Genomic DNA, 21,254 nt, shown 5'->3' with positions numbered 1-21,254 from the left:
AAACGCCCGCTCTCGAAGCGGGCGTTTTCATTTCCGCTGAAATGGCATCGCTCAGTTCCGGAGCACGGCGTCAGTGAACAGATCCATATTGGCGGGCTGTTCCTTCATCATCACCTCGACGTCCATATTCCTTGCCGATTCGACCGTGAAGGCGCGCTGATAGATCTTGTCCTTGTTGCGCGCGACGGCGAGGTAATCGCCTTCGGCAAGCACCATGGTGGAAAATGCGCTGACGCTCTCATTGACGATGTCGCCAGCGGCCGTCAGCACCGACCATGCGGTGTCGGCCACCGCTTCGCCGCCCGCCTGCGACACGAGCTTCAGGGTAATCTGGGCCGCCCGGTGCTGAAGCGTCGCTTCGACCAGCTTGCCGGCTTCCACCTGGATGTCCGCACGCACCACCGCATTCACGTCTCCATATTCGGAGACGACGTGGTAGGTGCCGGCATTCAGCCGGACGATAGTGTTGGGCTGAATTTCGGCCATCAGCAGTCCGCGTTCACCGTTCTCGCGAACTTCGGACGAATAGATCGAGAAGGTCAGCTGTTGTTCCGGAATCTGCTCCTCGGAGCCAGACGTGGCGGTGAGTACGACGCCACCCGCATCGAGCACCAGAACCTGCTTTTCGACATCGCCCTCGACCGGTACCGTCACTTTCTTGGTGACGCCGGCACGACCGAAGGCAACATTGACGAAGTAGTCGCCGGGTGCCAGTTGGAATGCGGCGTCGCCGCCTTCGGCACTGGCCACTAGCGGCAGCTTGCCATCCTCTCCGGAGATCGGGCTGAACACTCTCCAGGTCAGGCCTTCCTGTACGGGTTCCTCATCGGCCGCCGTCAGCTTGGCCTCCAGTACGACATCCTTGCCGACAATGGCTGCAGGCTCCAGGGGCGTGGCCGAGAAGGCATTCAGCTTCGGCATCTTGGTCGTGCTGTTCAGTTGCTTGAAGCTCTTGAACGCCTCCTGGGCCGTAGCGCCATAGGCATGCGCGAAGACCATCGCTCCAACGAGGGCCAAGCGCACGGCGTTCGATCTGCCTGTCATCTTTGCTGAACCGTTGACTCTTGAATTTCCAAGCATCACTTGAAGACCAATCCAAAGGCGAATTCAAGGCTGGCACGGCCGATCTCCCCGTTAAGGACGACTCAAGTATGCAAAACGATACGAACCTCGTTGATTATCTGCGCGAACGCCATTCAACACCGGTTGCCCAGATCGGCGAACCGGGCCCAAGCGAGGAGGAACTGGAGGCGATTCTGACGCTGGCGTCACGGGTGCCCGATCATGGGAAGCTCGCGCCCTGGCGCTTCATTGTCTACCGCGGCGAGGTCCGCCGACAGTTGGGCGAGATCTTCCTTGCTATCATGCTGCAAGATTCGCCGGAGCTGACGGATGCGGCACGCGAGGCGGAATTGTCACGTCTGTTGCGGGCGCCGGTCGTGGTAGCCGTGGTCAGCACCGCAGCACCGCATGTCAAGATCCCGGAATGGGAACAGGTGCTCTCTGCAGGCGCCGTCTGCCTCAATATGCTGATGGCCGCCAATGCCCATGGCTATGCGGCGAACTGGCGTTCGGAATGGATCGCCTATGACAGCCGAGCGCTGGCAGCACTTGGCGTGAAGCCGGAGGAGAAGGTCGCAGGCTTGATCCACATAGGATCCAGTGATTTCCCCGTCCCCGATCGTCCCCGTCCCAACCTTGCCGACATCGTCACCTTTGCGGGCGAGGACAGGTCCTGATGTTCTATGACACGCAGACCAATGCCCATGGCATGAAGCACGATCCCTTCAAGGCGATCGTTGCTCCGAGGCCGATCGGCTGGATCGGCTCGAGGGGCAGGGACGGCTCGATCAATCTGTCTCCCTATTCCTTCTTCAACATCGTCTCCGACACGCCAAAGATCATCATGTTCTCATCGAGCGGGCGCAAGGACAGCCTGCGCAATGCAGAGGAGACGGGGGTGTTCACGGCAAGCCTCGCCAGCCGACATCTGGCCGAAGCGGTGAACGCCTCTTCGGTGACGGTGCCTTATGGCACCGACGAATTCGCCCTTGCAGGCGTAACGCCTGAGCAGGGAACTCTTGTCGATGCGCCTTATGTTGCAGAGGCCTACACCGCGCTCGAATGCCGGGTCACCGAGATCCTCCAGCCCAGCACCCTGGAGGGGAGCAAGGCGTCATCCTACATGGTCTTCGGTGAGGTCGTCGGCATCCATATCCGTGAAGAGGTGATCCGCGACGGGCGGATCGACATGGCGCTGCTGCGGCCAATCGCGCGCATGGGCTATCGCGACTTCAGCGATGGCGGCGCGGAGGTCTTCGAACTGACAAGGCCAGAGCCTCAGAGTCAGGCTTGATTTTCGGCCTGCACCGCCGAAGGTTGGCGAACATGGTGAACCAATCTTAAACGTTTTGCCCCTAGCGTGACGGCAGTTAGTGTTTCAGGTGACGCTGTTCGTCAGCCGGGGTTCGTAGTGATCATAGAGGCTTTCATTCGTTGGATCGAAACGGCGCGGGCGGCCGACAGGGCCAGTGCCGCCGCCGCACTGGCGAGAGCCTTTCTCCGGCCCGATTTGGAGAAAGAGCAGCGCCGCGCCGCGCTTCTGGCCATGTCACACCTCCTGGATGACCCTTCACCGCAGGTGCGACTGAGCCTAGCGCAGGCTCTTGCCACGTCACCGCTCGCGCCGCGCGCCATCATGATAGCGCTAGCTGAGGATCAGCCGGAAATCGCCTGTACTGTTGTGACGCTTTCTCCCGTGCTCTCGGATTCGGATCTGATTGATCTTGCAGCCGCAGCTGATCCGCTTGTGGGCGGCTTCGTCGCGGCCAGGGGACATCTCAGTCGCTCGGTATCCGCGGCCTTAGCCGAAGTTGGCGACGAGGGGGCGGCCGTTATTCTGCTGGAAAATGAGACGGCGTCGATCTCCAGCCTCTCCGTGAGCCGTATCGCAGAGCGATTCGGTCATTGCGCGGCGATCCGGCGGTTGCTGCTGGAGCGTGGCGACCTGCCGGCCGATGCCCGCCAGGCTCTGGTGGAGCAGGTTAGCACCGCGCTGGCCGGCTCCGATCTCGTTCGCAGGGTGCTTGCTCGACCGCGCCTTGAGCGACTGACCCTCGACGCCTGTGAGACGGCGTCCGTCGCCATTGCCGGGGACGTCTCGATCACGGAACTGCCCGCCCTGGTGGAGCACCTCAGAGCCAAGGGAAGGCTGACGCCGGCGCTTCTGATCCATGCGCTCTGCAGCGGCAAGAGCGACTTCTTTTGCCATGCGATGGTTGCATTGTCGGGGCTGGAGGAGCGGCGGGTGCGCTCCCTTCTCGCATCCGGGCGCATGCATGCGGTCCGGGCGCTGTTCGAGGCCGCCGGCCTGCGCCGCGACATTGCCATGGTGTTTGTGGAAGCAACCCTGCTCTGGCGCCAGGCGGGCGAGGTTTTGACGACCCAGAGCATCTGCGACCGACTGCTGGAAACGTGCCGCAGGCCGGTCGATCCGAATTCTCCGGTTGCCCTGCTTCTGGACCTGGTGGAGAAGCTGCAGCGCAGCGAACTGCGGGTCACGGCCCGCTCCTATGCAGGCAGCGCGCTGCTGGCTGCCTGAAGCGTCAGAACTTGCGCGCCACCCAGGAGTAGCTTTCGTCCACGAGACGGACGGGTGTCTGCATCAGCGTACGGACGCCTTCGGTCGTCGGCAGCACGGCTTTGACGCGCGAGATCGCCCGCACGGCAAGATTTCTCTCCCCGTCTGCCGTAACTTCCACGCTGGCAACGGCTGGCGCGGGCGAGGCGGGCAGTTCCGGGCTTTCCACGATCTCCGTCTGTTGCGGCTCCTGGCAAACCGCGATCACCACCGGGTAGGGGGCGTTGGCGTGGTCGAGGAGTTCTCTGTCAGAGCTTGCGCTGCACATCTCGATGCTCGTCCATCGCTTTTGCGAGGTGGCGACGTAGTGGCACTCGGTGCCGCTGTCGTCGCAGCCGAGGATGGTCAGGATGATGATTGCTGCATTCATTCTCGGTTCCCCGCTTCTTCCGTGATCATGCCGATAAAGGTGACCCAATCAGGGCGGCTTGGCGATCCTCTCCGGCTGAGCTATAGCGCCTTCCGATAATTGTTGGGAGCCGGAGCCTCCATGACCGTCACGATCACGATCGAGCGTCCTCGCCAGCCGGAGATCCTGCGCCTCCTGGAGCTTTCTGATGCCTATGCGGCCTCTCTCTACCCGCCACAAAGCAATCACCTCGTTGACGTATCCAGCCTGGAGATGCCTTCGGTCCGCTTCCTTGTGGCGAGGAAGGACGGAGTCATTGCCGGTTGCTGCGCCCTTGTCGATGCAGGCGATCGCACGGCCGAGATCAAGCGCATGTTCGTCGATCCTGCCTGGCGCGGGCTGAAGATCGGCAAGCTGCTCCTCGAGGCCATGATCGACGGCGCACGCAGCGGGAAACTTGATGCGATCCGGCTGGAGACAGGCATCCACCAGCCGGAGGCGATCGGTCTTTACCGCGCTTACGGGTTCACCGACATTCCGCCCTTTGGCGCCTACAAGCCGGACCCTTTGAGTCTCTTCATGGAGAAGAGGCTGTCCTGACGGTCGGGGGGACCGGCTGGTATTCTTCCTTGGCTAGATCCGCGGATTGAATCTCGCCGGCATCGGCAAGGCGTACCTCCCGGATCCATTCGCGCCAGATCGAGACGATCAGCGCCATCAGCACCGGGCCAATGAAGAGACCGAGGAAGCCCATGGTCTTCACGCCGCCAACGAGACCGAAGAACGTCGGCAGGAACGGCAGCTTGATCGGGCCGCCAATGAGTCGGGGGCGCACAGTCTTATCGACGATGAAGAGCTCAACAGCGCCCCAGACAAAGAGCCCAATGCCCGCGAAAAAGGAGCCGCTGGCCAGGAGGTAGATGGACACCAGCGTGAAGGAGAGCGGCGCGCCGCCCGGAATCAGGGCCATGACACCGGTAATTACGCCGAGTGTGACGGGTGAAGGCACGCCGGCTATCCAGTAGGCGATGCCCAGTACGATGCCTTCTCCGATGGCAATCAGGGTCATGCCTGTCACCGTCGAACTGATCGTTGCAGGAACCACGCGCGAGATGCGTTCCCAGCGGATTGGAAGGATACGCTCGCCAAGCAGATCGATCTGGCGGGTGAATGAAGCGCCGTCGCGGTAGACGAAAAAGAGTGCGATCAGCATGAAGAGCAGTGTCAGGAACAGGTGGAAAACGCCATCTCCGGCTGCAATCACCGCACGGTAGATGTTGCCGATATTTGCACCGCTGACGATCTGAATGAGTTCGCCGACGGCCCCTGGGGCGCCGACATGACTGTCCCATTGCTCCGTCAACCATGGTCCGACGCCGGGGAGGGCGGCGATCCAGGCGGGCACCGCCGCACCATCGCGATTGACCTCGATGATCCACGCGACCCATTCTCGCACCTCGCCGATCGTGTAGGAAATGGCGATGCCGATCGGCACTACGAGGAAGGCGATGATAAAGATGATGGCGAGCGTTGCACCGATTGTCGTATTGCCGCCGATGTTCTGCAGCATCTTCCGGTACAGAGGCCAACTTGCAAATCCGATGACGAGTGCCGCCAATACGGGGACAACGAAGCCGTGGAAGAAGTATATCCCCGCGATCACGATCAGCACCAGCAACCAGCGAGCTGCCGAAATCGGCGGAATCAATGCGGAGCGGCTATGAGCGACCGGCCCAAGCCAGCGCGGCGCATCTTGCGGTTTTGGGGATCCGTTCACCGTCATCACTACTCCGTTGGTCGCCAAGCATATGGCTTTCACGACAAATTGCACAAGATGACGAGGAAGAACCCAAAAAGGAGTTCGCACATCTTGTCCTGCCATACCTATGCGATAAATATGATGGAATTCAAACAGACCGAATATTCTTCATGACATCATCATCGCGTCGGTTCCTTGTGCGGGATCGGACCTCTTCGTCCCACGCCAAGGTAGAGGCGACGGTAGGCTCCTTCGAGACGCTCGATGCGTATCGTCGATACCTCTCCGGCACCTATATCTTCCGGGCATCCCTCAACGAGAGCATGACCGGTGTCAGCCTGCCTTCGCAGCTGTCTCTGTGGCAGTGGCCTGATCTCCTGACGGATCTAATGCGCAGGGATATGGATGATCTCGACATGCCGCAGCCCGGGCGGAGCTGCATCCAGAAGATGCCCGCCATCGGTCCGGACCTAGAGAGCCTTCTGGGCACCCTCTACGTCGTTGAAGGATCTTCGCTTGGAGCCCGCGTGCTCTATCGCCGCGCACAAAAGCTTGGACTGACCGAGCTCTTCGGTGCGCGCCATCTTGCCGCACAGGCGCAGTCCAGTGAGCGCTGGAAGCGGCTGCTGGAGTTGCTGGAAACAGCGCCTGAGCTTGACCTTGATCGCACAGTCGAAGCCTCCGAGGCGATGTTCTTCGCCGTCGGTCAAGCTTTCGAGGAAATGAAGAATGCCTGAAAGCCAGACAGTCGACCTCAGCAACTGCGACCGTGAGCCGATCCATGTGCCCGGAAGTATCCAGCCGCATGGCTGTCTTATCGCATGCGACCCATCCGGGAGCGCGGTGCTGCGCCACTCGGCGAATGCGCCGGCCATGCTGGAGGTTTCGCAGGATCTGATCGGCCAACGCCTCGACGAGGTCCTTGGTGGAGAAGTCGCACACACGCTTCGCAACGCCATCGCGACATCGTCCGATCCTGCCCGGCCGGCGCTGCGTCATAACGTGCTGCTGCCTTCCGGCCAGCGGTTCGACGTCTCGATCCATGTCTTCAACGGCAATGCGATCCTGGAATTCGAACCGGTCATGGGCGATACGGATCAACCGCTCGAAGTCGCCCGCATGCTGATCAGCCGCGTTCGCAACATCGGCACGGTCGAGCAACTGGTGGAGCGTTCGACGCGCCTGATCCATGCGCTTCTGGGCTACGACCGGGTGATGATCTACCGGTTCGAAAACGACGGTGCCGGCAAGGTCATCAGCGAGCACAAGCGGCGCGACCTAGAGAGCTTCAAGGGCCAGTATTTTCCGGCCAGCGACATCCCCAAACAGGCGCGCATCCTCTACATCAAGAACACCATCCGGGTGATTTCGAACGCCGATAATACCCGCGTGAACATTCTTCCCGAGCTGGACGAGGCCGGGCATCCTCTGGATCTTTCTTTCGCGCATCTGCGCAGCGTTTCTCCGGTGCACTGCGAGTACCTGCGTAACATGGGCGTGTCCGCCTCCATGTCGATCTCGATCATCGTTGATGGTGAACTCTGGGGACTGATTGCCTGCCATCATTACTCACCAAAATCGTTGTCGATGCCGCAGCGTATTGCCGCGGAGACCTTTGGTGAGTTCTTTTCCCTGCATCTCAGCGCCCTGAGGCAGAAAGAGGTTGGTGAGAAGAGTCGGGAAGTGCGCGGTGCCCTGGATCGCTTTCTTCAAGTTGCGTCCCATCAGGCCGACATCCGCGCATTGCTCCGTACCTCTCTGGAGGAATTCGGTGCCATGCTGCCATCCGATGGCGTCGGGCTATGGCTTGGCGGCGTCTGGACCGCAATCGGCGTCACACCCCGGCAGGACGAGGCCGCCGTGCTCGCGGAAATGCTGGCGGAGATTTCTGCTGGCAGGGTGTGGCAGAGTCACAAGCTGTCGGCGGATCTCCCGGAACCCGTCAAGCCGCCTGAGGGGATTTGTGGTGTCGTGGCCGTTCCGTTGTCGCAGCGGTCCCGCGATTGTCTTTTCTTCTTCCGCCGTGAAGTTGTGCAGACGCTGAACTGGGCGGGAAATCCCGATAAATCCTATAGTGTGGGGCCTTTGGGTGATCGACTGACCCCAAGGAAGAGCTTTGCGCTATGGAAGGAAACCGTGCGCGACCAGGCGCAGCCATGGTCGGATGCGGACATGGAGGTCGCAGACGCAATCCGGTCCGTGCTCGTCGAGATCGTGCTGCATCACAATGAACTGATTGCCGACGAGCGCGGCAAGGCGGATGTGCGTCAAAGGATGCTCAACGAGGAGCTCAACCACCGGGTCAAGAATATCCTGTCGGTCATCAAGTCCCTGATCGGCAGCCCGTCGGAAACGCACCAGGATCTCGAAAGCTATGTCGAATCGCTCAAGGGGAGGGTGCAGGCACTTTCGCTGGCACATGACCAGATCGTCCGCAGCGGTGATGGTGGCATGCTGCGTGAGCTGTTGCAGGCTGAGCTTCGTCCGTATCAGCGGAAAGACCGCGACATCCTGCTGCAGGGGCCGCCGGTTTGGCTCGATGCGCGCTCCTTCTCTGTAATGGCGCTTGTTCTCCATGAGATGGCGACGAATGCCGCCAAATATGGCGGCCTGTCCGTTTCGGGTGGCAATCTTTCCGTCCGCTGGTGTCGGGGCGAGACCGGTGACTGCGAAATCTGGTGGAGCGAGAGCGGTGGCCCGCCGGTCACTTCACCGATGCGGAAGGGCTTCGGCAGCGTATTGATTGGACGCAGCGTTTCCTACGAACTCGGCGGCAGGAGCCAGATTGATTACGACGCGGGCGGGCTTCAGGGTTACTTCTGCATTCCGCCGCGTCACATCCAGGCCGGTGGTGAAGACGACGAGCTCCAGTCGATAGAAGCTGAGGCGGAAGACGAGAGCTCGGATCGCGCGGATTTCTCGCAGATCGAATTGCTTCTGGTCGAGGATCAGATGCTGATTGCAGCCGATGTCGAAACGATCCTGGCGGACCACGGATTCCACAAGGTGACCACCGCGCCATCGGCAGCTGAGGCCCTACGCCATCTGGAGCATTTTACGCCGCAGATCGCCATCCTTGACGTTAACCTTGGCAATGGCACTTCCATGCCGGTGGCTCAGGAGTTGCGTCGTCGCGCGATCCCGTTCGTGTTTGCGACCGGCTACAGCGATCGCTCGATCATCCCGGAAAATCTGGACGTGCCGGTACTGCGCAAGCCTTACGAGGCCTCCGCGCTGATCCGCACTCTCGGAAAGTTACTCGCAGCGCAGTGACACGGCAGCAGTCGGCGCCGCGCGCCCCAGGAAGGGCGCGCCGCCGCCGTGCATCAGATGTCGAGATTTTCGGCGAAGGCAGCCCTGTCCTGAATGAAGCGGAACCGGGCATCCGGCCTGGTGCCCATCAGATTGTCGACAGCCTCGCGGGTTCCCTCGAAATCGACATCGTCAATCGCCACACGCAGGAGCGTGCGCTTGGCAGGGTCCATGGTGGTTTCCTTCAGCTGCGCCGGCATCATCTCGCCGAGGCCCTTGAAGCGGCCGATTTCGACCTTCTTGCCCTTGAACACCGTCTCCATCAGTTCGGCGCGGTGTGCATCGTCGCGGGCGTAGACCGATTTGGCACCCTGGCGGATGACGTAGAGCGGCGGCACGGCGAGATACAGGTGATTGCCCCGGATCATTTCCGGCATCTCCTGATAGAAGAACGTGATCAGGAGCGAGGCGATATGGGCGCCGTCAACGTCGGCATCGGTCATGATGATGACGCGCTCGTAACGGAGATCCTCCTCCCGGTATTTGGTTCGCGTACCGCAGCCCAGCGCCTGAATGAGATCTGCAATCTGCTGATTGGCGGACAGCTTCTCGCGGCTGGCACTGCCGACGTTGAGGATCTTGCCGCGCAACGGAAGAATTGCCTGGTTGGCGCGGTTGCGCCCCTGCTTCGCGGAGCCGCCGGCCGAATCGCCCTCGACGATGAAGATTTCCGCGCCTTCGGCCGTATTCTGCGAGCAATCGGCAAGCTTGCCCGGCAGACGCAGCTTGCGCACCGCGGTCTTGCGGTTGACTTCCTTTTCCTTGCGACGGCGCAGGCGCTCCTCGGATCGTTCGATCACCCAGTCGAGCAGCTTGTCTGCTTCGCCCGGATTGCCCGTCAGGTAATGATCGAACGGATCGCGCAGGATGTTCTCGACGAGGCGTTGGGCCTCGACGGTGGCAAGCCTGTCCTTCGTCTGGCCGACGAATTCCGGCTCGCGAATGAACACCGACAGCATGCCGACGGCCGAGATCATCACGTCGTCGGTGGTGATCTGTGCTGCCCGCTTGTTCTGCGTCAGGTCCGCATAGTTCTTCAGGCCCTTGAGGAGCGCGATGCGCAGGCCGGCCTCATGCGTGCCACCCTCGGGGGTCGGGATGGTGTTGCAGTAGGAATGGACCTGCGGGTCGCCGCCGTACCAGGTGATAGCCCACTCCATGGCGCCATGGCCGCCGGTCTTTTCGGTACGGCCTGCGAAAATCTCGCGGGTGACGGTGAAGTCTTTGCCGAGCGTTGCGGCGAGATAATCCTTGAGTCCGCCCGGGAAGTGGAAGACGGCCTTCTCCGGGAGTTCTCCACCCGGCGGCACCAAGCCCGGATCGCAAGACCAGCGGATTTCGACGCCACCGAACAGATAGGCTTTCGAACGCGCCATCCGGAAGATCCGGCCTGGATCAAACTTGGCATGATCGCCGAAGATCTGCGGGTCGGGATGAAAACGGACGCGGGTTCCGCGACGGTTGTGAACGGGGCCCAGTTCCTCAAGCCCCCCCTGGGGTATGCCGCGTGAAAAACGCTGTCGGTAGAGCTTGCGGTCGCGTGCGACCTCAACTTCGAGGAGGTCGGAGAGCGCATTGACCACCGAAACGCCAACGCCGTGGAGACCACCGGAGGTCTCATAGGCCTTGCCGTCGAATTTGCCGCCGGCATGCAGCTTCGTCATGATCACTTCGAGTGTCGACTTGCCCGGCACCTGGGGATGATTTTCCACAGGAATGCCGCGACCATTGTCGGTGACGGTGAGACAGCCCTCGGTGTCCAGGTGGACCTCGATGAAATTAGCGTGGCCGGCCACGGCTTCGTCCATCGAGTTGTCGAGGACTTCGGCAAAAAGGTGGTGCAGGGCCTTCTCATCGGTGCCCCCAATATACATGCCCGGGCGCATCCGGACGGGTTCGAGCCCCTCAAGGACGCGAATGGAGGACGCTCCATAGTCGTCGGCGGAGGTCGCAGGATCGGCAGGCGGATCCTTGGGCTTGGCGACGGTCACGGGCGGCTTGGGCTCCAAAGCGACTGGCGTGGCCAGAGGAAGGTCTGCAAAAAGGTCGTTGTTGTCATCCATCGGGTCAGTCGGTACTACCTGTCGAGGGGCTGAAGGGGATGCCATGTCCGCCTCATGCTGTTTCGAATCACCGGCAATTCTGCCAGAAAGCTGGCGTTTCTGCGATGCGGCAGGGAATGTGCTCCCCGAGCAATGCTTTGCTGAGCTGACATTGGCAAGGTGCCGACAGCGGATCGACCGACGGGAGAGAGCCGTGTCCACAGTTCATTTCACTCTAGCCACAGTATTTCTGGTCGCTGCAGCTTTCGCCGGCGGGCAGGCGCTGGCGCAGCAGGGACCGATCAAGCCGTACAAGGACGAGCTGTTCTCCCAGTTCCAGGTCCTGGAGAGCGCCGACAGTGGTGCCTATGAGGTCATAGACTACCAGGAACTGCGCGACATCAACGAGCGCGACCAGGAGCCCGAGCGTCGGGTCAAATCCACCTATGTCGCCACGTCCGTCAGGCGCGTGCAGGAAAACGAGACGCTACAGATCGGTGGCAGGGCCATCGAGGTAGCGCGCGTGGGGAAAGCCCGGGACGCAGCCTTCACGGTGATCTTCGTGCACGGGCGGGGCGGAGACAGGCGTCTTGGCGTCAACGACTACAGTTTTGGCGGCAACTTCAACCGGCTGAAGAACCTCGCTGTCCGGAACGGCGGCACCTATTATGCTCCGAGTGTGGTCTCCTTTGACTCCAGCGGAACGGCGGAGATCGCCTTGCTTATCCGCCACGCCTTCGAGCAATCTCGCGGTCGGCCGGTCCTGCTGGCCTGTGCCTCCATGGGCGGGATGATCTGTTCAGGGATCGCCCGAGACCGCGAGGCGGTCCACTACCTGAGTGGAATGGCGGTTATCGGCGGCCCTCCCGACGCCGGCTTTCTGACGACACCCGCTGCCAAGCGCCGCATGCCGATCTATCTGTCGCAGGGTAGCGCCGACAGCGTCTATCCGGTCGAGGGGCAGGTGGCCGTCTACAGGAAGCTGCGGGCGGCAGAATATCCCGTCCGACTGACGGTCTTCAACACCGGCGGTCATGGCACCCCCATCCGCATGACCGACTGGCGCAAGCTTCTCAATTTCCTGCTGACGGCCGCCTGAGGCTTTAACCTTCGTCCCAATCGCTCGTTTTTCGTGGCGTTTGGTGTCCGTCACACTTAAACCGCTGATGAAGAGAACGGGCACCAAAGCCCAAAGGGAAGGAGACCAACGATGACACCCGATGTACGGCCGCTGGTGGCGGGCAACTGGAAAATGAACGGCACCCGCTCGTCGCTTGACCAGATCAAGGCGATCAGCGAGGGCGTACGAGGCGAATTGTCGGATAAGGTCGAGACACTGCTGTGCCCGCCGGCCACCCTGATCTATGTGGCGACGGCGATCTGCACCGAGAGCCCGCTTATGATCGGAGCCCAGGATTGTCATCCGAAGACTCATGGTGCCCATACCGGCGACATCTCGGCCGAGATGATCGCCGATTGCTTCGGCACCTTTGTCATCGTCGGTCACTCCGAGCGCCGCAGCGACCATGGTGAGAGCGACTCTCTCGTCCGTTCCAAGGCCGAAGCCGCTCATGCCGCCGATCTGACCGCCATCATCTGCATCGGGGAGACAGAGAACGAGCGGGAAAACGGTCATACGCTCGAGGTGCTGAAGCGCCAGCTTGTCGGCTCGGTCCCGGACGGTGCAACGGCGGAGCGGACGGTCATCGCCTACGAGCCGATCTGGGCGATCGGAACCGGGGTGACCCCGACGGTGGAGGACATTGCGGATGCGCATGCCTTCATGCGCCAGGAGCTGACCGGGCGCTTCGGTCCCGAAGGAAAGGCGATGCGCATCCTCTACGGCGGCTCCGTCAATCCTTCCAACGCGAAGCAACTGATGGCGGTCGACAATGTCGACGGTGCCCTCGTCGGCGGAGCGAGCTTGAAAGCCGAGGATTTCCTTGCCATCTACCGGGTCTACGAAGAGCTGACCGCGTAAACCGTTCCGCTAGGGCTTGGAATGCGCGGCCGCCTCATGTAAAGAGCCGCCAATCTTACAAGCATTGCCTTCCGCGGAGGGCAGGGATTTTGCCATGCAAACCGTTTTGATCGTCATCCATCTCATGATCGTGCTCGCTCTCGTGGGCGTCGTGCTGATCCAGCGCTCGGAAGGCGGCGGCCTCGGCGTCGGCGGCGGGTCAGGCTTCATGTCCGCCCGCGGCACGGCCAATGCGCTGACCCGCACCACCGGTATCCTCGCGGCACTGTTCTTCCTGACATCGTTGACGCTCGGCATTCTGGCGCGTTACGAATCGCGTCCGACCGATATTCTCGACCGAATTCCTGCGACACAGGGTACCGGCAACGGGATCCTCGACTCGCTCGGTCCTGCTGCGACCGCACCAGCCCAGGCACCGGCCGAAGACGGCGTGCCGACAGGGGGTGCCGCACCGGCGCAGCAGACGCCTGCAACCGGAACCCAGGCTCCAGCAGCGACGCCCGCACCCGCAGGCGGCGCCGCAACTCCGGCCCCGGCCGCACCCGCAGATCCGACTGGCGTTCCGACCGGTCAGTAAGCGCGGTCGCTCAAACATCTCCCGGCAGGCCAAAAGCCTGCCGGTTTTCTTTTGTCCGGATTCAGTGGCTCCCTTCAGCGAAGTGAAGATTAGGGCTAGCGGAATCGATCATGAACAGGTACTCGGTGACTCCCATGGCGCGATATGTATTCATCACAGGCGGCGTGGTTTCTTCCCTTGGAAAAGGGATTGCCGCCGCCGCACTCGGAGCTTTGCTGCAGGCCCGCGGTTATCGGGTTCGCATTCGCAAGCTGGACCCCTACCTCAATGTCGATCCGGGCACCATGAGCCCGACACAGCACGGCGAAGTGTTCGTGACCGACGACGGCGCGGAAACCGACCTTGATCTCGGCCACTATGAGCGCTTTACCGGGCGCTCGGCGACGAAGACCGACAACATCACCACGGGCCGGATCTACAAGAACATCATCGACAAGGAACGCCGCGGCGACTACCTCGGCGCGACAGTCCAGGTGATCCCGCACGTCACCAACGAGATCAAGGACTTCATCGTCGAGGGCAATGACGACTACGACTTCGTCATCTGCGAGATCGGCGGCACGGTCGGCGACATCGAGGCCATGCCTTTCGTCGAAGCGATCCGCCAGCTGGGCAACGAGCTGCCGCGCGGCGCCGCCGTCTACCTGCACCTGACGCTGATGCCTTTCATTCCTGCGGCTGGCGAGCTGAAGACCAAGCCGACCCAGCATTCGGTCAAGGAGCTGCAGGCCATGGGCATTGCGCCCGACATCCTGCTGGTGCGTGCCGACCGGGAGATCCCGGAGGCTGAACGCCGCAAGTTGTCGCTGTTTTGCAACGTGCGCCCTTCAGCGGTCATCCAGGCGCTTGATGTCGCCAACATCTACGACGTGCCGATGGCCTACCACAAGGAAGGGCTGGATTCGGAAGTGCTAGCCGCCTTCGGCATCGAGCCGGCCCCGAAGCCGCGTCTCGACGCCTGGGAGAAGGTCTGCAACCGGATCCACACCCCGGAAGGCGAAGTGACGATTGCTATCGTCGGCAAGTACACGGGTCTCAAGGATGCCTACAAGTCGCTGATCGAGGCGCTGCATCACGGCGGGATTGCCAACCACGTGAAGGTCAGGCTGGAATGGATCGAGTCGGAAGTCTTCGAACAGGAAGACCCGGCGCCCTATCTGGAGAAGGTCCACGGCATTCTGGTGCCGGGCGGCTTCGGCGAGCGCGGCGCACAGGGCAAGATCAATGCCGCCCGTTTTGCGCGTGAGCGCAAGGTACCTTACTTCGGTATCTGCTTTGGCATGCAGATGGCCGTCATCGAAGCGGCCCGCAATCTTGCCGGTATCGAGAAGGCCTCGTCGACGGAGTTCGGTCCATCAGCAGAACCGGTCGTCGGGCTGATGACGGAGTGGGTGAGGGGCAATGCGCTCGAGAAGCGCGCCGCTGCCGGCGATCTGGGCGGCACCATGCGGCTCGGCGCCTATGATGCGACCCTGAAGAAGGACACCAAGATCGCCGGGATCTATGGTTCGGCCGGCATCTCGGAGCGTCATCGCCACCGCTATGAGGTGAACGTTCAATACAAGGACCGGCTGGAGGAATGCGGCCTGGTGTTCTCCGGCATGTCGCCGGACGGTTTGTTGCCGGAAACGATCGAATATCCGGATCACCCGTGGTTCATCGGCGTGCAATATCACCCCGAGCTGAAGAGCCGGCCGCTCGACCCGCATCCGCTCTTTGCAAGCTTCATTGAAGCGGCACTGGAACAGAGCCGCCTAGTATAGGCTGATGCCTGCTGTTTGAAAAAAAAACGACACCCGGCGGAAACGTCGGGTGTCGTTTTGATTCAAGGAGATTTTCTCCGCCGGTGTCTGCCGAGATCCGGCCAGCCCAGATGCTTGCGAAGGTCCAGTCCCGACAACCAGCGTCCGAGGCTGCTACACGTCGACCTCGAAGTACCCGAGTGCCTCCTCCAGCTCTTCCTGCTCATAGCCGAAGTGGGACTGGACCACCTTCTCGAGCAGGTCATAGATTTCCTTGAGTTCGCCAAAGGCTTCCGCCGAGGGGCTCTCCATGGCGCGGATGGCTGAGGCTTCCAGGCCTTCGATCAGGGCATGGATGATCAGGTGTTCTTGCGCCAGCCGCTCGACGACCTTCGTCAGGCCCTCGGTGCGGTCCATCAGGGCCGGAAAGATCCATTGGTCTTCCGCCGTATGGTGGAATGTCAGCATCTGACATTCCTGACCGCAGATATTTCCCGAGGCGCGGATATTGCGCGTCATGTCGAGGGACGCCACCGCTGCCGCGACGTCGCCGGTGGCGCCGAGCCCGCTTGCGACCTTATCCAGAACCCGTCGTACCTCCCGCATCTGCTGCAGATGCATGGCATGGATCATCGCCAGGCGCCGGCCGTGCTGCCGCTGCGGCGCCGAGACGCCGTCGATTTTCGGCGCTTTCGGCCGGGTTCTGTCGTCCAGCAGGTTGATGGTGAAGGTCATGACTACTCCTTTGTCGCCGCAGACATACCGGATCGGTCGTGCAGCTCCTAGCTTCGCTTTCGGACGATCGGCTATCGGAGGTCCTTGTATGCGGCGAGCGCGCGGTCGCGGGCTTCGAAGTGATCGACAAGCGGTTTTGGATACGTTTCGCCTAGTATGACGCCGGCCTTCTGCAGAACATCCTCCGGCGCAGAGAAGGGGCGGTGGATGTACTTGTCGTCGAGCTTTTCCAGTTCCGGCAGGTACCTGCGGACATAGTCGCCGCCGGGATCAAATTTCTCGCCCTGCAGCAGCGGGTTGAAGATGCGGAAGAAGGGGGAGGCATCGGCGCCGGAGCCTGCGACCCATTGCCAGCTCGCCGCGTTGTTGGCCGGGTCCGCGTCAACAAGGGTATCCCAGAACCACTCCTCGCCCTTGCGCCAGTCGATCATCAGGTCCTTGATCAGGAAGGAGGCAGTGATCATCCGCACCCGGTTGTGCATATAGCCTTCCTGCCAGAGCTGGCGCATGCCGGCATCGACGATCGGATAACCGGTCTGTCCCTTCGTCCACGCCTGGAATTGCTGTTCGTCGAAGGTCCACTGGAAGTCGTCGAAACTCGGATTCCAGTTGCGGGTTGCCAGCTCCGGGAATTCGACGAGCAGCGTATAGCTGAAGTCACGCCAGGCGAGCTCGCGGCGGAAGTGGGTGATATGGGCGGGATCGACGTTGGCGAGGCCGCTTGTTGCATGCCAGGCCTGGGCCGGCGAGATCTCCCCGTGGGCAAGGTGAGGCGACAGGCGGGACGTGACCTCCAGTGCCGGAATGTCTCGGCCCGCCTTGTAGTTTCCGAGGCCTTCGTCGATGAAGGTCTTCAGGCGCTCATGGGCACCGGCTTCGCCGGGCGTCCAGACCTCGGAGAAGGGTGCAGCCCAGTCAGGCTTGACCGGCAGCAGCTTCCAGTCGTCGAGGTTTTCGGATGCCATGGCCGGGGAATGCCCGGCAATCGCCTTTGGTGCCGCGATCGGCTCCCGCGGCTCGCCCAGTGCCTGCAGGGCTTTCCAGAACGGCGTGAAGACGCGAAACGGCTTGCCGGCTCCGGTGCGGACTGCAGAAGGCTCGCTCAGAAGCTGGCCATGGAATGCCTGAACGGAGACGCCCGCCTGTTTCAATGCGCGGGCGATGTCGCGATCCTGCTCGTCACGCTCATAGCAGCGATTGAAGTAGACGGTCTCGACACCCGCCTCAGCCGCCACCTGTGTGAGAACATCGTCAGCCGGTCCGGAGAGAAGCAGAAGATCGCCACCTGCCTGCTTCAGGCTCTCCCTGAGGGCCAGCAGCGAGTGATGCAGCCACCAGGCCTGTGCGGCGCCGAGGGGCATGGACGAGGCTCCCGTCGGCTCGCGAATGAAGAGCACGATGATCGGCCTGCCGGTCTCGACAGCCGCGGACAGGGCGCCATTGTCGGAGAGCCGCAGATCACGACGAAACCAGACGATGACGGGCGGGGAAGTGTTGTCAGCCAAGAGGGTCTCCACCAAACATTCTCTCCCGACTACGCCGAGAGGCGCGAGACAGATCAGGGCCTTAGCAGAAGAACCGGGCAGGGCGCGCCTGCCGCCAGAGCCGGGGCGTGTGGCGGGCGGACGATCAGCGCATCCGACGTCGCCAAGACCTTCATCATCGAGGAGTCCTGCTTGCGATAGGGATCCGCGACCAGATTGCCGTCGCCGTCCGGGGTCAGCGTCGCCCGAAGGTAGTCCTGGCGCTGATCGTTCTGCGCAAGCTCACGGGCTGCGAAAGCCTGCGCCTCGCGTCGTTTTTCAGGCAGGCGAGCCAGGGTCCGTATCAGCGGCTCGAGAAACAAAAGGCTGCAGACCAGGCTGGCAACAGGGTTTCCCGGCAGACCGAGCACCTGCATGTCGCCCAGCGACCCCACCATGAGCGGCTTGCCCGGCCGCATGGCGATCCGCCAGAAGTCGAGTTCCATGCCGGCCGCCTTGAGGGTGGACTGCACGAGGTCGTGGTCGCCGACAGAGGCGCCGCCAAGGGTGACCAGAACATCGGCATTCGCCTTGCGGGCCATATCGACGGCGGCGGAAATACTGTCGCGATCGTCGCGGACAATGCCGAGATCCAGAACCTCGGCACCATTGTCCTCGACCAGTGCCCTAACGCCAAAGCTGTTGGAGGCGATGATCTGGCCTGCGGCCGGGATGCTGCCCGGGACGAGGAGCTCGTCGCCGGTCGCGAGGATGGCCACCAGCGGCTTGCGGTAGACAGTGAGGCTCGGATGGTTCATGGCGGCTGCGACGGTGAGGTGCGTGTAGTCGAGCCGTGTCGCCTGGGGCAAGACCGTCTCACCCTCGGTGAAATCCTGTCCGCGCGGACGGATGTGCCGCCCGGCGGCGACGGCAAACTTTGTCCGGATCCTCAAGCCGTCCAGAGGCTCGGCATCTTCCTGGATCAGGATCGTGTCGGCGCCATCCGGTACCGGGGCGCCCGTGAAGATCCGCACGGTCTGTCCAGCATCTACGTGTCCTTCGAAGGGGTGGCCTGCGGCAGCAGTGCCGATCACGGAAAGCTCAGCGCCGATCTGCGGGGCGTCGACGGCGCACAACGCGTAGCCATCCATGGCGGACGCGTCGAAGGGCGGCTGTGTCAGGCGCGCGGCAAGGGGTTCGGCCAGCACGCGGCCGTTGGCATCTGCGAGCGAGACCTCCTGCGTGGCTTCCACCGGGCGGGCTCGCGACAGCAATCGGTTTTTTGCCTCGGAGACCGGGAGCAGAGCCATATCAGCCGTCCGTCCGCTTGAAGGTGCCGGACTTGCCGCCGGTCTTCTCGACGAGCCGGATGCCGCCGATCTCCATACCCTTGTCGGCGGCTTTCGCCATGTCGTAGATCGTCAGGCAGGCAACGGAGACCGCTGTCAGCGCCTCCATCTCCACGCCGGTCTTGCCTGTAAGTTTCGCGGTGGCGGAAACGCGCAGACCGGGGAGGGCGTCATCCTCGACAATTTCGACAGCGACCTTGGTCAGCATCAGCGGATGGCAGAGCGGGATCAGATCGGCCGTCCTCTTGGCGGCCATGATACCGGCAAGCCGCGCCGTGCCGATCACGTCGCCCTTCTTGGCATTGCCCTCGCGAATCAGCGCCAGCGTCTCCGGCAGCATCCGCACGTAGCCTTCGGCCGTCGCACTCCGTTCCGTTTCCGCCTTGCCGCCGACATCGACCATGTTGGCCTCGCCGGAAGCGCCGAGATGGGTGAGGGTGCCGTTCTCCGCCATCATTCGGCCGCCACGGATGCGGCGTCACCGTTCAACAGAGCCCGCGTGGCCTTGGCCACATCGTCCTGCCGCATCAGGCTCTCGCCGACAAGGAAGGTGACTATCCCCGATCTCTGCAGGCGCTGGCAATCGGCATGGGTGAAAATGCCGCTCTCGCCAACCAGGAGCCTGTCGTCGGGGACCATTTCTGCGAGTTGTTCGGAGGTGTCGAGGCTCACCTCGAAAGTCCGCAGGTTGCGGTTGTTGATGCCGATCAGCGGCGAGGAAAGCTTGAGCGCCCGCTCGGTCTCTTCCGCATCATGAACTTCGACCAGCACGTCCATCCCGAGCGCGAAGGCTTCGTCCTCCAGCATCCGCGCCTCATCGTCGCTGAGCGAGCCCATGATCAGCAGAATGCAGTCGGCGCCCCAGGCGCGCGCCTCGTGGACCTGATAGGTGTCGAACATGAAATCCTTGCGCAGGGCCGGCAGGGAGCAGGCGTCGCGCGCGGCGCCGAGAAACTCAGGCGCACCCTGGAAGCTCGGGGCGTCGGTCAGGACGGAGAGGCATGTCGCGCCGCCCGCGGCATAGGCTGCCGCCAGTGCCGGCGGATCGAAGTCCGGGCGGATCAATCCCTTGGAGGGGCTCGCCTTCTTGATCTCGGCGATGAGGCCGAATGAACCGTCCGCCTGCTTCGTCTTCAGGGCCTGATAAAAGCCGCGCGGTGCCGTCTGGTCCGCGGCCATGGCCTTCAGCTCGGCAAGCGACGTCCGCGCCTTTGCGGCCTCGATCTCCTGGCGCTTGTAGATCTCGATCTTCTTCAGGATATCCGTCATCGACCAGCCTCAGTGCTTTTCGTTGGAAACGGCAACCAGCCGATCGAGCGCTGCGGCAGCGTCGCCGCTGTCGAGGGCGCGGGTAGCCACCTGCATGCCTTCGCTGATGTCGGCTGCCTTGCCGGCCACGACAAGAGCCGCCGCGGCATTGCACAGCGATATGTCGCGGTAGGCGTTGCGGGCGCCGCCGAGTACTGCACGGAGTGCCGCGGCATTGGCCGTGCCGTCGCCGCCCTTGAGGTCTGCCAGTGCCGCGTGAGGAACCCCGAAGTCGGACGGCGTCAGGTCGAAGCTGCGGATCTGTCCGCCCTCCAGCGCCACGACATTGGTGGTGCCGGTGGTGGTGATCTCGTCCATGCCGTCGCCGTAGACGACCCAAACACGCTCGGAGCCGAGGTCACGCAGCACTTCGGCGATCGGCATCAGCCAGCGTGGCGAGAAGACACCGAGCAGCTGACGCCTGGCGCCGGCCGGGTTGGAGAGGGGGCCGAGGATGTTGAAGATGGTCCTCGTGCCGAGCTCGACGCGGGTCGGCCCGACGTGGCGCATTGCCGAATGATGCATCGAGGCGAACATGAAGCCGATCCCGGCTTCGGCGATGCAGCGACCGATCTTGTCGGCACCTATCTCCAGGTTGACGCCAAGCGCCGAGAGCGCATCGGCGGCGCCCGATTTGGAGCTCAGGGCCCGGTTACCATGCTTGGCAACGGGCACGCCGCAGCCGGCGACGATCAGCGATGCCAGCGTCGAGATATTGTAGGTGCCCGTGCCGTCGCCGCCCGTGCCGACAATATCGACTGCATGCGCCGGCGCCTTCACCGGAAGCATCTTGGCGCGCATGGTGGCAACAGCGCCGGCAATCTCGTCGACGGTTTCGCCGCGCACACGCAGCGCCATCAGGAAGGCGCCGATCTGTGCGGGCGTCGCTTCACCCGACATCAAAATCTCGAAGGCCTGGCGTGCCTCGTCACGGCTGAGGCTGTGGCCGTCGGCGACCTTGGCGATCAGTGGCTTCAGTTCGGCCATGTCGTCCTCA

20 protein-coding genes are annotated in these 21,254 nt (G+C 62.4%); 10 read left to right on the top strand and 10 right to left on the bottom strand.

Annotated elements, in window-relative coordinates; all coding sequences use genetic code 11:
• Positions 1-51 precede the first annotated feature (51 nt).
• Complete coding sequence (locus M1E10_RS17540) at positions 52-999, bottom strand: RgsD C-terminal domain-containing protein (protein ID WP_499177219.1); 948 nt, start codon at positions 997-999, stop codon at positions 52-54.
• A gap of 152 nt (positions 1,000-1,151) precedes the next feature.
• On the opposite strand from M1E10_RS17540, the gene M1E10_RS17535 reads away from it, so the two are divergent.
• The 3 genes from M1E10_RS17535 to M1E10_RS17525 all read left to right on the top strand — a co-directional run bounded on the left by M1E10_RS17535 (position 1,152) and on the right by M1E10_RS17525 (position 3,601).
• On the top strand, positions 1,152-1,739 hold the full coding sequence (locus M1E10_RS17535; protein WP_499174090.1) for a nitroreductase family protein: 588 nt from the start codon (positions 1,152-1,154) through the stop codon (positions 1,737-1,739).
• A complete protein-coding gene (locus M1E10_RS17530) occupies positions 1,739-2,356 on the top strand; it encodes a flavin reductase family protein (RefSeq protein WP_499174089.1) in 618 nt (205 codons plus the stop codon). The genes M1E10_RS17535 and M1E10_RS17530 overlap by 1 nt, the downstream gene beginning before the upstream one ends.
• A gap of 117 nt (positions 2,357-2,473) precedes the next feature.
• Entirely contained in the window at positions 2,474-3,601 is a 1,128-nt protein-coding gene (locus M1E10_RS17525) for a DUF2336 domain-containing protein (RefSeq protein ID WP_499174088.1), read from the top strand.
• Positions 3,602-3,605: 4 nt separating this feature from the next.
• Here the strand turns inward: M1E10_RS17525 and M1E10_RS17520 are convergent, their stop codons facing one another.
• A complete protein-coding gene (locus M1E10_RS17520) occupies positions 3,606-4,010 on the bottom strand; it encodes a hypothetical protein (protein ID WP_499174087.1) in 405 nt (134 codons plus the stop codon).
• A 120-nt stretch (positions 4,011-4,130) separates the two neighbouring features.
• Between M1E10_RS17520 and M1E10_RS17515 the strand changes: the two genes are divergently transcribed.
• Positions 4,131-4,589 (top strand): GNAT family N-acetyltransferase, encoded by a 459-nt coding sequence (locus M1E10_RS17515; RefSeq protein ID WP_499174086.1) that lies wholly within the window; start codon positions 4,131-4,133, stop codon positions 4,587-4,589.
• Here M1E10_RS17515 and M1E10_RS17510 read toward each other — a convergent pair.
• Positions 4,567-5,772, bottom strand: a complete 1,206-nt coding sequence (locus M1E10_RS17510) for an AI-2E family transporter (protein WP_499177218.1) — start codon at positions 5,770-5,772, stop codon at positions 4,567-4,569. The genes M1E10_RS17515 and M1E10_RS17510 overlap by 23 nt on opposite strands.
• 146 nt (positions 5,773-5,918) lie before the next feature.
• On the opposite strand from M1E10_RS17510, the gene M1E10_RS17505 reads away from it, so the two are divergent.
• Both M1E10_RS17505 and M1E10_RS17500 read left to right on the top strand, forming a co-directional pair.
• Positions 5,919-6,485, top strand: coding sequence for a biliverdin-producing heme oxygenase (locus tag M1E10_RS17505; protein ID WP_499174085.1), 567 nt, complete (start codon positions 5,919-5,921; stop codon positions 6,483-6,485).
• Positions 6,478-9,021, top strand: coding sequence for an HWE histidine kinase domain-containing protein (locus M1E10_RS17500; RefSeq protein ID WP_499174084.1), 2,544 nt, complete (start codon positions 6,478-6,480; stop codon positions 9,019-9,021). Before M1E10_RS17505 ends, M1E10_RS17500 begins: the two co-directional genes overlap by 8 nt.
• A gap of 53 nt (positions 9,022-9,074) precedes the next feature.
• Here the strand turns inward: M1E10_RS17500 and parE are convergent, their stop codons facing one another.
• Positions 9,075-11,123 (bottom strand): DNA topoisomerase IV subunit B, encoded by a 2,049-nt coding sequence (gene parE, locus M1E10_RS17495; protein ID WP_499177217.1) that lies wholly within the window; start codon positions 11,121-11,123, stop codon positions 9,075-9,077.
• 193 nt (positions 11,124-11,316) lie between these two features.
• Between parE and M1E10_RS17490 the strand changes: the two genes are divergently transcribed.
• From M1E10_RS17490 to pyrG, 4 genes are all read left to right on the top strand, one after another.
• The gene (locus tag M1E10_RS17490; RefSeq protein WP_499174083.1) at positions 11,317-12,201 is read left to right on the top strand and encodes an alpha/beta hydrolase; all 885 of its coding nucleotides are present in this window, start codon (positions 11,317-11,319) and stop codon (positions 12,199-12,201) included.
• 111 nt (positions 12,202-12,312) lie between these two features.
• Positions 12,313-13,083, top strand: coding sequence for a triose-phosphate isomerase (gene tpiA / locus M1E10_RS17485; protein ID WP_499174082.1), 771 nt, complete (start codon positions 12,313-12,315; stop codon positions 13,081-13,083).
• A 94-nt stretch (positions 13,084-13,177) separates the two neighbouring features.
• Positions 13,178-13,660, top strand: coding sequence for a preprotein translocase subunit SecG (gene secG / locus M1E10_RS17480; protein ID WP_499174081.1), 483 nt, complete (start codon positions 13,178-13,180; stop codon positions 13,658-13,660).
• Positions 13,661-13,794: 134 nt separating this feature from the next.
• A complete protein-coding gene (gene pyrG / locus M1E10_RS17475; RefSeq protein WP_499174080.1) occupies positions 13,795-15,423 on the top strand; it encodes a CTP synthase in 1,629 nt (542 codons plus the stop codon).
• Positions 15,424-15,576: 153 nt separating this feature from the next.
• Here the strand turns inward: pyrG and M1E10_RS17470 are convergent, their stop codons facing one another.
• The 6 genes from M1E10_RS17470 to trpD form a co-directional block, all read right to left on the bottom strand.
• A complete protein-coding gene (locus M1E10_RS17470) occupies positions 15,577-16,137 on the bottom strand; it encodes a hemerythrin domain-containing protein (RefSeq protein WP_499174079.1) in 561 nt (186 codons plus the stop codon).
• A gap of 71 nt (positions 16,138-16,208) precedes the next feature.
• Positions 16,209-17,642: a cryptochrome/photolyase family protein gene (locus M1E10_RS17465; RefSeq protein WP_499174078.1), complete on the bottom strand. Its 1,434-nt coding sequence runs from the start codon at positions 17,640-17,642 to the stop codon at positions 16,209-16,211.
• A 53-nt stretch (positions 17,643-17,695) separates the two neighbouring features.
• Entirely contained in the window at positions 17,696-18,910 is a 1,215-nt protein-coding gene (locus tag M1E10_RS17460) for a molybdopterin molybdotransferase MoeA (protein ID WP_499174077.1), read from the bottom strand.
• A gap of 1 nt (position 18,911) precedes the next feature.
• Positions 18,912-19,406 (bottom strand): cyclic pyranopterin monophosphate synthase MoaC, encoded by a 495-nt coding sequence (moaC, locus tag M1E10_RS17455; RefSeq protein WP_499174076.1) that lies wholly within the window; start codon positions 19,404-19,406, stop codon positions 18,912-18,914.
• Entirely contained in the window at positions 19,403-20,218 is an 816-nt protein-coding gene (trpC, locus tag M1E10_RS17450) for an indole-3-glycerol phosphate synthase TrpC (RefSeq protein ID WP_499174075.1), read from the bottom strand. Before trpC ends, moaC begins: the two co-directional genes overlap by 4 nt.
• 9 nt (positions 20,219-20,227) lie before the next feature.
• Positions 20,228-21,244, bottom strand: coding sequence for an anthranilate phosphoribosyltransferase (gene trpD / locus M1E10_RS17445; RefSeq protein WP_499174074.1), 1,017 nt, complete (start codon positions 21,242-21,244; stop codon positions 20,228-20,230).
• Positions 21,245-21,254 lie beyond the last annotated feature (10 nt).

The sequence above is a fragment of the Rhizobium sp. PK7-22 genome (assembly GCF_056530405.1).
Note: the sequence above shows the minus strand (reverse complement) of the source record. Positions and strands in the feature narration are given on the sequence as shown.